This is a genomic window from Corynebacterium sp. 335C, assembly GCF_053525695.1.
Genome location: NZ_JASTTB010000002.1, coordinates 278,176 through 290,611, shown reverse-complemented (window position 1 = coordinate 290,611; position 12,436 = coordinate 278,176). Strand labels below are relative to the sequence as shown.

The window sequence follows — 12,436 nt, the reverse complement described above, 5'->3', positions numbered from 1 at the left end:
AAATGTGACGACAATTACTTTCGTAGACAACATACGTGATCCGTCCGGCACCGCACGTGGTTTCCGCCACATTCCCGCCAAGATCCCCCGATGCACCCCCGGCCGTCCCCTCACCTCCCCGTCACGCGCGGCCGGGGCGCGGCTGGCATGATGGCGTCGTGATGGATTCCGCCCCCTCCCAGCCCGTGCCCGCCCCGCTCGCCGACCTCGCAGCCGACCTCGGCGTGGCGGTGCGCTACTGGTCCAACGACGGCCGCGACGTGGCCGTCTCCCGCGAGACGATCCTGAGGATCATCGCGGCGATGGGCGTGGATCTCGGCGAGGATCCCTCGGACGACGACATCCGCGCCGCGCGCGAGGCGTGGGCGGATCGCCGCTGGCGCCGCCTGCTGCCCGCCGTCGTCGTCGCCACCCGCGGCCGCGGCGCGCAGGTGCAGGTGCACGTCCCGGACGGCACCCCGGTCACGGTGCAGGCGGTGCTTGACGACGGGACCCGCCGGCCGCTGCCCCAGATGGAGCACAACGTCCCGTCCCGCGTGGTCGACGGCGAGCGCCTGGGCGAGGCGGCGTTCGCGGTGCCGGGCGACCTGCCGCTGGGCTGGCACGAGCTGGAGGCCGACAACGACGGCCGCGTGGAGCGCTGCGTCCTGGCCGTCACCCCGGAGCGCCTGTCGACGGCGGACCGCTTCGTGCGGGAGCCGGCGACCGGCGTGATGGCGCAGCTGTACTCGGTGCGCTCCGAGCGCTCCTGGGGCGTCGGCGACCTGACGACGCTGGGCGACCTCGCCGGCGTCGCCGCCCGCGAGGCCGGCGCCGACTTCATCCTGGTGAACCCGCTGCACGCCGCGGAGCCGACGCCGCCGGTGGAGGACTCCCCCTACCTGCCGACGACGCGCCGGTACGTCAACCCCCTCTACATCCGCATCGAGGCGATCGAGGAGTTCTCCTACCTCGACGACGCCGACACCGCGGAGCTGCACGAGCTGGCCCGCGAGCACCGGGAGAACAACCGCAGCGCGGAGCAGATCGACCGCAACCCGATCTACGCCGCGAAGCTGCGCGCCCTGCACGCCCTGCACCACGTGGAGCGCTCCGGCGCCCGCCAGGCCGACTACGAGCGGTTCCTGGAGGGCGAGGGCCGCGGCATCCTGGACTACGCCCGCTGGTGCGCCGACCGCGAGCTGGAGCAGCGCCGCGCCGCCCGCGACGCCGGCGCGGACGCCGCCGGCGACCCGTGGCTGCGCCACGTCGAGCCGCTCGGCGCCCACGAGGACGAGGCGGAGCTGCACGCCGAGCTCGTCGACTTCCACTGCTGGCTGCAGTGGATCTGCGACCGCCAGCTGGCGGAGGCCCAGCAGGCCGCGGAGGACGCCGGCATGCGCATCGGCGTCATGGCCGACCTCGCCGTCGGCGTCCACCCCGGCGGCGCCGACGCCCGCAACCTCGCGGAGTGGCTGGCGCCCGACGCCTCCGTCGGCGCCCCGCCGGACGGCTACAACCAGCAGGGCCAGGACTGGTCCCAGCCGCCGTGGGACCCGCACAAGCTCGCCGACGCCGCCTACCTGCCGTGGCGCGACATGCTGCGCACCATCCTGCGGCACTCCGGCGGCATCCGCGTCGACCACATCCTGGGCATGTTCCGCCTGTGGTGGATGCCGCGGATGGAGTCGCCGCTGAACGGCACCTACGTCTCCTACGACCACGAGGCCATGGTCGGCATCCTCGCCCTGGAGGCGGAGCTGGCCGGCGCCGTCGTCATCGGCGAGGACCTGGGCACCTTCGAGCCGTGGGTCCAGGACTACCTGGCCGGCCGCGGCATCATGGGCACCTCCATCCTGTGGTTCGAGTCCGACGGGGACTCCCCGAAGCGCCCGGAGGACTACCGCGAGCTGTGCCTGGCGTCCGTCGGCACGCACGACCTGCCGCCGACCGCGGGCTACCTCGCCGGCGAGCACATCGCGCTGCGCGAACGCCTGGGCATCCTGCTCACCGACGCGGAGGAGGAGGACGCCCGCGACCTGGAGTGGGGCGCGAAGGTCTGCGCCGCCGCCGACGCGCGCGGCTGCTTCGACGGCACCGCGGCCGCCGGCGTCGACTGGTCCTCCGTCACCCGCTCCACCCTCCCGGACGTGGAGGCGCTGCTGGTCGGCCTGCACCGCTTCCTCGCCGCCGCCCCGTCGGCCCTGCGCTGCATCTCCCTGGTGGACATGGTCGGCGACCTGCGCACCCAGAACCAGCCGGGCACCACGCACGACCAGTACCCCAACTGGTGCATCCCGCTGACCGACGCCGACGGCCGCGCCGTCATCGTCCAGGACCTGCCGGACATCCCGCTGTTCCGCCGCGTCGCGGAGGCCGCCCGCGGCTGACGCCGCCCCGCCGCGGCTCCCCAGCCGCCCGGCCGGGCCCGCCACGGCGCCGGCCCGGCACCGGCCCCGGCTCCCCAGCCGCCCGGCCGGGCCGCCCCGCCGGGGGCGCCCGGCCGCGCCGCCCCGCCGGGGGCGCGCGGCCGGGCGGCTGCCGTCGTCACGCACATGCGCAACCGCACGGCTAACGCCGTCGCGCACCCCGGTTTCATCATGCGGAACACGGTTTGAGATGATGCCGAACGTGAGTGACAAAGCAACCAAGGTGAAGCCGGCGATCATCGTCGTCGTCGGCTTCATGCTCTTCTCGATGTTCTTCGGCGCGGGCAACCTCGTTTTCCCGCCCCAGATCGGCATGGAGGCCGGCGAGAACTACTGGCCGGCCATCCTCGGCTTCCTGTCGACCGGCGTGCTCCTGCCGGTCCTCGCCGTCATCGCCGTCGCCGTCTCCGGCTCCGGCGTCCGCGACCTCGCCAACCGCACCCACCCGCTGTTCGGCCTGGTCTTCTCCGTGATGGTCTACCTGTCCATCGGCGCGCTGTACGCCATCCCGCGCACCGCCAACGTCGCCTTCGAGACCGGCGTCGGCGCCATCACCGAGGACAACGCCGCCTCCCCGTGGTGGCTGCTGCTGTTCACCGCCGCGTTCTTCGCGGTGTCGCTATGGCTGTCCCTGCGCAAGGGCGGCATCGTCGACTCCCTCGGCCGCTGGCTGACCCCGGCGCTGCTCATCCTCATCCTCGCCCTGGTCATCGCCGGCGCCATCATGCTGCGCGCCGAGCCCGACGCCCCGGCGGAGAAGTGGTCCGGCAACGCCTTCGCCACCGGCTTCCTCGAGGGCTACCTCACCATGGACTCACTGGCCGCCCTCGTCTTCGGCATGGTCGTCATCTCCTCCCTGCGATCCAAGGGCGTCCGCGGCCGCCGCGCCATCGTCTCCGGCACCATCTCCGCCGGCGTCGTCGCCGCCGTGCTGCTGGGCATCATCTACCTGGGCCTCGGCAACCTCGGCCTGGCCGTCCAGGGCGAGTTCGACAACGGCGCCGCGCTGCTGGGCACCGCCGCCGAGCAGTCCTTCGGCACCATCGGCGCCTGGATCTTCGCCGCCATCGTGCTGCTGGCCTGCCTGACGACGGCCGTCGGCCTCATCACCTCCACCGCCGAGTACTTCTCCACCCTCATCCCGAAGCTCGGCTACGGCGGCTGGGCGGTGCTGTTCACCCTCGCCGGCCTGCTGGTGTCCAACCTCGGCCTCGACGCGATCATCGCCATCGCCATCCCGCTGAACGTGGCGCTGTACCCGATGGCCGTCACGCTGGTGTTCATCACCCTGCTGCAGGCCGCCCTGCCGTTCTTCCTGCGCTGGACCTACCGCATCCCGGTGGCCGTCTCCACGATCTTCGCGGTCATCGACCTGTTCAAGGCCCTGGAGATGGACCCCGCCGCGACGCTGCCGTGGCTGGCGGACCTCCCGCTGTACGCCGAGTCGCTCGCGTGGGTCCTGCCCGTCGGCGCGGTCGCCGTCGTCACGCTCATCGCCGACTGGCGCGCGGGGCTCCCCGCCCCGGCCCGCGGCTCCGCGCTGGAGGACGCCGAGAACCTCCGCGTCTACGGCACCGCGAAGGGCTGACGCGCCCGGCCCGCGCGGCCCGCGGCGGCACCCGGCCGCGCGGCCCGCGCACCGCGCCCCTCCCCCCGCACGCGACCGCGCCCGCGGCTCCCCCGGCCCTCCCGGCCGGCGGACCCGCGGGCGCGGTCCGTCTTCCCCGCCGGGCGCCGAGGCGGCGCAGCGCGGCGGCGGGCAGCGTCAGAACTGCCCGTAGATGATGCCCATCACCACGATGAGCAGGATCAGCGCGATGAGCGCCGCCTTCACGCGCGAATGCACGTCCTGACCTCCTCCTAGTCCCCGCGGGCGGCCGGCCCCGCGGGCTCGATGCGGACCCTCCTCCGGAAGGCGGGCCTGCGGGCCCACCGGCCGTGGAGGCGGCCGACGGCGACGTCGATGACGCCGATGAGCCCGAACGCCGCGGCCCCGCCGACCGGCAGCAGCACGGCCAGCAGCAGGATGGTCTGCACGACGACCGGCTGCTGGGTGAGCCACTGGCCGACGGCGTCGAACACGGCGTCCATGGGGGACGAGCTTACTACCCGGCCGCCCCGGCCAGGCCACGGCGGTGCAGCAGCGGCGCGACGTCGCGGTCGCGGCCGCGGAAGGCGCGGTAGGCCTCGCCGAAGTCGACGGAGCCGCCCTTGGACAGGATGAGCTCGCGGAACAGCATGCCGGTGGCGCGGTCGGCGCCGCCGGCCTCCTCGAAGCGGCCGAAGCCGTCGGCGTCGAGGACCTCCGCCCACAGGTAGGAGTAGTAGCCCGCGGAGTAGCCGCCGGCGAAGACGTGGTTGAAGAACGCGGAGCGGTAGCGCGGGGCGACGCCGTCGACGTCCAGGCCGGCGCGCTCCAGGGCGCGGGCCTCGAACGCCTCGACGTCGTCGACGGCCTCCGCCTCCTCCGGGGTCAGGGAGTGCCACGCCAGGTCGAGCGCGGCGGCGGCGAGGTACTCCGTCGTCGCGAAGCCTTCGCCGGCGGTGCGGGTGCGGCGGACGGACTCCACCAGCTCCGCGGGGATCGGCTCGCCGGTGTCGACGTGGCGGGCGTAGCGGGCCAGCACGTCGGGGTGCAGCGCCCAGTTCTCGTTGATCTGGGAGGGGAACTCGACGAAGTCGCGCGGCACGTTGGTGCCGGAGAAGCGCGGGTACTCCACGTCGGACAGCAGGCCGTGGAGGCCGTGGCCGAACTCGTGGAACAGGGTGGTGACCTCGTCCATGGTCAGCAGGGCGCGCTCGCCCTCGGCGGGCTCGGCGATGTTGAGGACGTTGACGGCGACGGTGCGCTCGCCTAGCAGGCGGGACTGGTTGACGAAGGAGCTCATCCACGCGCCGCCGCGCTTGACGGGCCGGGCGAACAGGTCGGTGAGCAGGAGGCCGATGCCCTCGCCGGTCTCCCCCTCGAGCACCTCCCAGACGCGGACGCCGTCGGCGTAGCCGCGCAGGTCGTCGCGCGGGACGACGCGGATGCCGTAGAGCATCTCGGCGGCGCCGAAGACGCCGTCGCGCAGGACGGTCTCCAGCTCGAAGTACTTGCGCAGCTCCTCACCGTCGACGGCGAACTCCTCGGCGCGGCGGCGCTCGGCCCAGTACGCCCAGTCGGCGGCGCCGACGGGCTCCCCCGCGAGGTCGGCGAGGATCTTCGCCTCCCCCTCGGCGTTGGCGGCGGCGGCCGGGGCGAGCTCGGCGATGAGGTCGCGGGCGGCCTTCGCGGAGCCGGCGGTCTCGTCGGCGATGACGTAGTCGGCGTGGGTGTCGTGGCCGAGCAGGCGGGCGCGCTCGGCGCGCAGCCGCACGATCTCCGGGATGAGCCCCCGGTTGTCGCGGCCCTCGCCGGTGCCGCGGGCGACGGAGGCGGAGTAGACGCGGGCGCGCAGGCCGGCGTCCTCCAGGTCGGCGAGGATGGGCTGGACGCTGGGCAGGTCCAGCGGGATGAGCCAGCCGTCCAACCCCGCGGCCTCGGCGCCGCGGCGCAGGGACGCGCGGTCGCCGGCGGACAGGCCCGCCAGCTCCGCCTCGTCGGTGACGTGGACGGCGCGGGCGCGGGTGTCGGCCAGCAGGTTCTCGCCGAAGGCGGTGCCGAGCTCCGACAGGCGCGCGTTGATCTCCGTCAGCCGCCTCTTCCCCGCCTCGTCGAGGTCGGCGCCGGCGCGGAGGAAGTCGCGGCGGTGGCGGGCGAGCAGGCGGCGGGCCTCCTCGCGGTCCTCCCCCTCGGGCTCGGGGACGCGGGAGACGCGGTCCCACAGGCCGGCGTCGAGGCGGATGGCGTCCATGTGGGCGGCGAGCTCCGGGGCGATGGTCGCCTCGATGGCCAGCCGCTCGTCGGTGGCGTCGGTGCCGGCGACGTTGAAGAAGTACGACGCGACCCGGTCGAGCATCCGGCCGGAGCGCTCGAGGGCCTCGATGGTGTTGGCGAAGTCCGGCTCCTCCGGGTTCGCGACGATGGCGGCGATTTCGGCGCGGTGGTCGTCGAACGCGGTGCGGAAGGCGGGGATGACGTGCTCGTCGCGGATGGCGGCGAAGTCCGGCAGGCCGTACGGCAGTCCGGAGGGCTGGAGCAGGGGGTTGTCGGCGTCGGTCATGGTGCCCCACCGTACCGGCCGGGCCGCGGCGCCGGGCCGGGTCCGCGCATCCCCGGGCCGCGGCCCCCGGCGGGGTCCGCGGGTGGTCCCCGCATCGTGCGTGACGACGCCTCCCGCGCCGCCGCTGCGCCTAGAACAGCGCGGCGATCTGGTCCCAGCTGCCGATGAGGATGCTGACGCACACCAGGATCGTCAGCACGGTGATGAGGACCGCCCAGAGGCGGCGGGGCGGCTGGTACTGCGGTTCGCGGTCGTCGTGGTCCATGCGCCCATTGCAGCACGCCCGGCGCGGCGGGCGCGACCCCGGTGCGGCCTACCCGCGCCGGTACGCGACGCCGCGGCCGGGGACGGGCGCGGCGCGTGCGGCCCGGTTCCCGTCAGTCGCAGGGTTCGCAGCAGCAGGAGCAGCAGCCGTAGTCGTGCCTTTCCGAGGTGCTCTCCTCGCAGGCGCGTCCGCAGACCGACGGCTCCCGCTGCCCGGTGCACGCGTCCTCGTGCCGGCAGAAGACGTAGTAGCCGGTGCAGACGCCGGCGACGTAGCGGGCGACGCGGCCCGGCGTCGTCCGCGGCGGGCGGTGCCCGGCGAAGATGCGGCCGGCGGCGCCGCGGGCCCCGCCGGCGATGAGCCGCTCGGCGCGCCCGCCGTCGGACCAGCCGGTCTCCCGGCCGACCCCGGCGAGCTCCGCCTCCAGGCGGTCGAGCAGCTCGTCGGCCTCGCGGCGGGCGGCCGCGTCGTCCAGCCCCACGGCGTCCAGCGGGTTGAAGGCGCCGGCTTCCCGGTCGGCCTCCCGGTCCTCGACGGCGTCGAGCAGGTGGGCCAGCGCGCCGAAGGCGGAGCCGGCCTCCGCCAGACCGCGGCGGGCGAGCGGGTGCTCCCCCGGCCGGGCGACGTCGAAGGCGCCGGCGAAGGCCAGCGCCGTCGCGTCCGCGGTCGGGGCGGTCACCCGCCGCAGCAGCTCCTGCCCCGGCGCACCCGGGGCGGTCAGCCGCCCGGCGCGGGCCGCGGCCTCCACCTCCGCCTGACGGGCGAGGCTCGCGCGGATGCCGCCCAGCACGTCGGCGGCGCCGGCGGAGCCCCCGGAGGCGGCGCCGGCGGGCATGAGCGCCTCCGCGCGGCGCTGCGCGCCGCGGCCGACGGCGCCGGCGGTCGCGGCCAGCGCCAGGTTCACCCGCGCCAGGCCCGCCTCGCGCTCGGCGCGCAGGTCCCGGGCCTTCGCCGCGGCCAGCGCCAGCGACACCGCGGCACCGTAGGCCGCGGCCGGCGACGTCGCCGGGACGATGTCCGCGGTGCGCATGCCGCGCAGCGGGCAGCGCCCGGCGGCGACGCGCTCCGCCTCCCCCGGGGTCAGGGCCTCCACCAGGGAGGACAGGGCGATGGCGTCGGTGTTGACCGCCAGGCCCGCCGGGTGGGGGCCGCCGCCCCGGGCCGCGGAGCACACCCCGCACATGTGCGCCGTCCAGGCGCCGCGATCGCCGTCGTGCCCGCCGCAGCCGGGCCGGATCAGTCCGAACATGCCGACAACGCTAAACCGGGAACCGTTGCGCGCGGAAGGTTTTCCCCTCGATGCGGTTCCGGCCCCGGCGGCCCCGTGGCAGAATCCGCCCCATGGACGGACAGCACCCGCAGTCGGCGTTCGGCTCCGCCGCCGAGCACGCACCGCGCATGGAGACGATCGAGCGCCGCACCCGCCGCGCGCTCCGGCACCTGCCGTCGCTGGCCCTCTTCCTCGGCTGCGTCGCCGGCATCGTCATCGCGGCCGCCATCTCCATCGCCACGGGCATCGACCCGGACACGCCCGTCCCGTTCTTCTCCATGCTCGCCGGATCCCTCGCCGCCGGGTGGATCCTGGCCATCTGGCTGGTGCTCGGCATCGTCCTGGTCTTCCGCGGCTGGGCGATGCTGCGGCTGGCCCGGCGCGCCGGGGTCCCGGCCCACGAGCTGGCGTGGGCCCTCGGCGCCGTCCGCTACGAGTCCTGACGCCGGGGCCGCACCCCCGCCCCGGTCCGGCCCCGGACCGCGCCCGGCACGCCCCCGCCGCACGCCGCGGCCGATGACCGCGGGCGGGAGACGTCGCAAAGCATCTTCTCGGACACTGGGAGCGGCGCACCCGCCGCAACCCCGCGCGCCCCCCGAACCCCACGGCCGCGACGCGCACCATCCGCCGAATCGTGGACGCGACCGCGGATCCGTGCGCGGGTGAAGAGGATTCCCTACCCTGGGCCGCATGGAAGACTGGTACCGCAAGGCGGTGTTCTACGAGGTCCTCGTGCGGGCCTTCAACGACTCGGACAACAACGGGTCGGGTGATCTGCAGGGCCTGACCGAGAAGCTGGACTACCTCCAGTGGCTCGGCGTCGACTGCCTCTGGCTGCCGCCCTTCTACGACTCCCCGCTGCGCGACGGCGGCTACGACATCCGCGACTTCCGCAAGGTGCTGCCCGACTTCGGCACCGTCGAGGACTTCCGCGCGCTGCTCGACGCCGCCCACGACCGCGGCATCCGGGTCATCACCGACCTGGTCATGAACCACACCTCGGACTCCCACGAGTGGTTCCAGCAGTCGCGCACCGAACCCGACGGGCCCTACGGCGACTTCTACGTCTGGTCCGATGACCCGGAGAAGTACGACGGGGCGCGCATCATCTTCGTCGACACCGAGGACTCCAACTGGACCTACGACCCGGTGCGCGGCCAGTACTACTGGCACCGCTTCTTCTCCCACCAGCCGGACCTCAACTACGACAACCCGGCCGTGCAGGAGGCCATGCTCGACGTCCTGCGCTTCTGGTGCGACATGGGCCTCGACGGCTTCCGCCTCGACGCCGTGCCCTACCTCTTCGAGCGCGAGGGCACCAACTGCGAGAACCTGCCCGAGACGCACGAGTTCCTGAAGAAGTGCCGCTCCGTCATGGACGAGGAGTACCCCGGCCGCGTCCTGCTCGCCGAGGCCAACCAGTGGCCGGAGGACGTCGTCGAGTACTTCGGCGACCCCGCCACCGGCGGCGACGAGTGCCACATGGCGTTCCACTTCCCGCTCATGCCCCGCATCTTCATGGCGGTGCGCAAGGAGTCGCGCTTCCCCATCTCCGAGATCCTCGAGTCGACGCCCGACATCCCGTCGAGCGCCCAGTGGGGCATCTTCCTGCGCAACCACGACGAGCTGACCCTCGAGATGGTCACCGACGAGGAGCGCGACTACATGTACTCCGAGTACGCCAAGGACCCGCGGATGAAGGCCAACATCGGCATCCGCCGCCGCCTGGCGCCGCTGCTGGAGAACGACCGCAACCAGCTGGAGCTGTTCAACGCCATGCTCCTGTCGCTGCCCGGCTCCCCGGTGCTGTACTACGGCGACGAGATCGGCATGGGCGACAACATCTGGCTCGGCGACCGCGACGGCGTCCGCACCCCCATGCAGTGGTCGCCCGACCGCAACGCCGGCTTCTCCCGCTGCGACCCGGGCCGCCTCTACCTGCCCACCGTCCAGGACCCGACGTACGGCTACCAGGGCATCAACGTCGAGTCCCAGATGAACCAGTCCAACTCCCTGCTGCGCTGGGTGCGCCGCATGGTGAAGATCCGCAAGCGCTACGACGCGTTCGGCGTCGGCTCCTTCCGCGAGCTCGACAGCGCCAACCCGTCGGTCCTGTCGTACCTGCGCGAGCACGGCGACGAGCGCATCCTCTGCGTCAACAACCTGTCCAAGTACCCGCAGGCCGTGGAACTCGACCTGTCCGCCTTCGCCGGCGACACCCCCGTCGAGATGACCGGCCAGGTGCCGTTCCCCGACATCGGCGAGCTGCCCTACCTGCTGACCCTGCCCGGCCACGGCTTCTACTGGTTCGAGCTGCAGTCCCCGCCGTCGGCGGAGGGCTCCCCCGACGGGATCTCCGCGACCGCCCCGGTCGTGCCCGTCGCCCAGGCCATCTCCGACGCGCCCGTCGCGGAGAGCCGCACCACCACCGAGGAGGACTAGATGACCCGCCCCGACATCGACCTGATCACCGCGGAGCTGGCGCGGACCCTTCCCAACCAGCGGTTCTTCGCCGACAAGGCCGCCGAGCTCCAGGGCATCGACGTCCTCGCGCACGACGTGGACGTCGCCGCCGACGACGAGGGCCCCATCGACCTGCTGTTCATCCGCGTGCGCACCGACCAGGGCCGCGCGGGCTACCTGCTGCCGGTGAAGTGGGGCACCGAGGTGCCCTCCGGCCACGAGCACTCCATCCTCGTCGCCGGCGACGGCGTGCTGGGCTACGACGCGCTCATCGACGCCTCCGCCATCACGGCCCTGGGCCGGGCGCTGGCCGCCGACGGCCGCCTGGGCTCCATGACCCTGAAGACCGTCGAGGGCGCGCCCTTCGAGGTCCCGGAGGCCGGCCGCGCCATGGGCGTGGAGCAGTCCAACACCTCCGTCATCTACGACGACGCGGTGATGTGCAAGTTCTTCCGCCGCGTCCACCCCGGCGTCAACGCCGACGTCGAGCTGCTGGCCGCCCTGTCCACCGCCGGCTGCGACTCCGTGCCGCACCTCTACGGCTGGACCGAGCTGACGGTGGAGGACAAGACGTTCACCACCGCGATGCTGCAGCAGTTCGTGCCGAACTCCGCCGACGGCTGGGCGATGGCGCTGACCAGCGTCCGCGACGTGCTGCGCAGCTTCGACGACGACATCGACGAGCTGGGCACCGACTTCTCCGTCGAGTCCCGCAAGCTCGGCGAGGCCGTCGCCGACGTGCACCGCACCCTCGCCGCGGCCGTGCCCGTGGGCGAGCGCGCCTCCGGCGAGCAGCTGGTCGCCCCGATGATCGCCCGACTGGAGCACGTCTCCTCCGTCGTCCCGCAGGTGGCGAAGCACGCCGACGCCGCCCGCGCCGTCTTCGACCGCGCCGCCGCCTCCGTAGCCGCCGCCGGCGTGCCGGTGCAGCGCATCCACGGCGACCTGCACCTGGGCCAGGTGCTGCGCACCCCGCGCGAGTGGCTGCTCATCGACTTCGAGGGCGAGCCGTCGCGTCCGTGGGACGAGCGGCGCCTGCCGGATCACCCGCTGCGCGACGTCGCGGGCATGATCCGCTCCTTCGACTACGCCGCGCACTACCCGCTGCTGACGGGCCGCGTGAACCTGGATCTGCAGCGCCCGCGCGTGCGCGACTGGGCGAACCGCAACATCTCCGCGTTCCTCGACGGCTACCGGGACTCCGGCGCCGCCGACACCCGCGCCGCGAAGGCGCAGGCCGCGCTGCTCGACGCGTTCGTGCTGGACAAGGCGATCTACGAGTGTCTGTACGAGGCGCAGAACCGCCCGGGCTGGCTGCAGCTGCCGCTGGCCGCGGTGGAGCGCCTGCTGTCGGACGACGCGGAGCCGGAGGCCCCGGAGGCGGGCCCGGCGGATTCCGCGGAGGCCGTTGACATCGACTAGACCGCTTGGTCTATGATGGGGCGCAGGTCATGACGGCGGACCACGCGCCCCGGGACGGGCGTCCGCCGGGCAACCGCGGCGCGAGTCCACGGTGCCCTCCCGGGAAGACCCGCCGCCGGCGCCCGCCGGCGGACGCGCTCGACCCGGAAAGGACGCCCATGTCCGCGTACCCCGCTCCCCGCCCCCGCTACGACCTGCCGTCGCCCGACGCCCCGCGCGCCGTGCTCACCGCCGGCGACGGGCCGTCCGCCCCGCTGCGCGCCGTCTCCCCCGACGGCGCCGAGCTGCACCTGGTCCCCGACGCCGCCGGCTTCCCGTGGGCCGTCCGCGCGGCGGCCGCCGCGGGTGCGGTCGCCGTCGTCGAGGACCTCGGCGGCGCCCGCCTGCTGCTCCACGTCCCCAACGCCGCGACCGGCGGCTGGTGGACGGGCCCCGCCCGCGCCGCCTGACGGCTCCGCGCCGC

At 74.2% G+C, this 12,436-nt stretch carries 10 protein-coding genes; 6 read left to right on the top strand and 4 right to left on the bottom strand.

The genetic code is table 11. From position 1 onward, the window contains the following. Nucleotides 1-161 precede the first annotated feature (161 nt). Complete coding sequence (malQ, locus tag QQS41_RS08315) at nucleotides 162-2,369, top strand: 4-alpha-glucanotransferase (protein ID WP_448852547.1); 2,208 nt, start codon at nucleotides 162-164, stop codon at nucleotides 2,367-2,369. A 241-nt stretch (nucleotides 2,370-2,610) separates the two neighbouring features. Beyond that, nucleotides 2,611-3,996, top strand: coding sequence for a branched-chain amino acid transport system II carrier protein (gene brnQ, locus QQS41_RS08310; RefSeq protein WP_448852242.1), 1,386 nt, complete (start codon nucleotides 2,611-2,613; stop codon nucleotides 3,994-3,996). Between the two features lie 272 nt (nucleotides 3,997-4,268). Here brnQ and QQS41_RS08305 read toward each other — a convergent pair whose 3' ends face one another. From QQS41_RS08305 to QQS41_RS08290, 4 genes are all read right to left on the bottom strand, one after another. After that, nucleotides 4,269-4,499 (bottom strand): hypothetical protein, encoded by a 231-nt coding sequence (locus QQS41_RS08305; RefSeq protein WP_448852241.1) that lies wholly within the window; start codon nucleotides 4,497-4,499, stop codon nucleotides 4,269-4,271. A gap of 14 nt (nucleotides 4,500-4,513) precedes the next feature. After that, entirely contained in the window at nucleotides 4,514-6,553 is a 2,040-nt protein-coding gene (locus QQS41_RS08300; protein WP_448852240.1) for a M3 family metallopeptidase, read from the bottom strand. A 130-nt stretch (nucleotides 6,554-6,683) separates the two neighbouring features. After that, the gene (locus tag QQS41_RS08295) at nucleotides 6,684-6,818 is read right to left on the bottom strand and encodes a hypothetical protein (RefSeq protein ID WP_448852239.1); all 135 of its coding nucleotides are present in this window, start codon (nucleotides 6,816-6,818) and stop codon (nucleotides 6,684-6,686) included. Nucleotides 6,819-6,930: 112 nt separating this feature from the next. Next, complete coding sequence (locus QQS41_RS08290; RefSeq protein ID WP_448852238.1) at nucleotides 6,931-8,067, bottom strand: hypothetical protein; 1,137 nt, start codon at nucleotides 8,065-8,067, stop codon at nucleotides 6,931-6,933. 92 nt (nucleotides 8,068-8,159) lie between these two features. Between QQS41_RS08290 and QQS41_RS08285 the strand changes: the two genes are divergently transcribed. The 4 genes from QQS41_RS08285 (at nucleotide 8,160) to QQS41_RS08270 (ending at nucleotide 12,422) form a co-directional block, all read left to right on the top strand. Continuing rightward, nucleotides 8,160-8,531, top strand: coding sequence for a hypothetical protein (locus QQS41_RS08285; RefSeq protein ID WP_448852237.1), 372 nt, complete (start codon nucleotides 8,160-8,162; stop codon nucleotides 8,529-8,531). 247 nt (nucleotides 8,532-8,778) lie between these two features. Continuing rightward, complete coding sequence (gene treS / locus QQS41_RS08280; protein ID WP_448852236.1) at nucleotides 8,779-10,530, top strand: maltose alpha-D-glucosyltransferase; 1,752 nt, start codon at nucleotides 8,779-8,781, stop codon at nucleotides 10,528-10,530. Continuing rightward, entirely contained in the window at nucleotides 10,531-11,973 is a 1,443-nt protein-coding gene (locus QQS41_RS08275) for a maltokinase N-terminal cap-like domain-containing protein (RefSeq protein WP_448852235.1), read from the top strand. It begins immediately after the preceding gene. A 158-nt stretch (nucleotides 11,974-12,131) separates the two neighbouring features. After that, nucleotides 12,132-12,422, top strand: a complete 291-nt coding sequence (locus QQS41_RS08270) for a hypothetical protein (protein WP_448852234.1) — start codon at nucleotides 12,132-12,134, stop codon at nucleotides 12,420-12,422. Nucleotides 12,423-12,436: the final 14 nt, after the last annotated feature.

Bases quoted from the DNA above. Each gene is read 5' to 3' on its own strand.
- QQS41_RS08285 (WP_448852237.1), top strand. From the start codon at position 8,160: ATGGACGGACAGCACCCGCAGTCGGCGTTCGGCTCCGCCGCCGAGCAC.
- QQS41_RS08305 (WP_448852241.1), bottom strand. From the start codon at position 4,499: ATGGACGCCGTGTTCGACGCCGTCGGCCAGTGGCTCACCCAGCAGCCG.
- QQS41_RS08290 (WP_448852238.1), bottom strand. From the start codon at position 8,067: ATGTTCGGACTGATCCGGCCCGGCTGCGGCGGGCACGACGGCGATCGC.
- malQ (WP_448852547.1), top strand. From the start codon at position 162: ATGGATTCCGCCCCCTCCCAGCCCGTGCCCGCCCCGCTCGCCGACCTC.
- QQS41_RS08300 (WP_448852240.1), bottom strand. From the start codon at position 6,553: ATGACCGACGCCGACAACCCCCTGCTCCAGCCCTCCGGACTGCCGTAC.
- QQS41_RS08270 (WP_448852234.1), top strand. From the start codon at position 12,132: ATGTCCGCGTACCCCGCTCCCCGCCCCCGCTACGACCTGCCGTCGCCC.
- QQS41_RS08295 (WP_448852239.1), bottom strand. From the start codon at position 6,818: ATGGACCACGACGACCGCGAACCGCAGTACCAGCCGCCCCGCCGCCTC.
- treS (WP_448852236.1), top strand. From the start codon at position 8,779: ATGGAAGACTGGTACCGCAAGGCGGTGTTCTACGAGGTCCTCGTGCGG.
- QQS41_RS08275 (WP_448852235.1), top strand. From the start codon at position 10,531: ATGACCCGCCCCGACATCGACCTGATCACCGCGGAGCTGGCGCGGACC.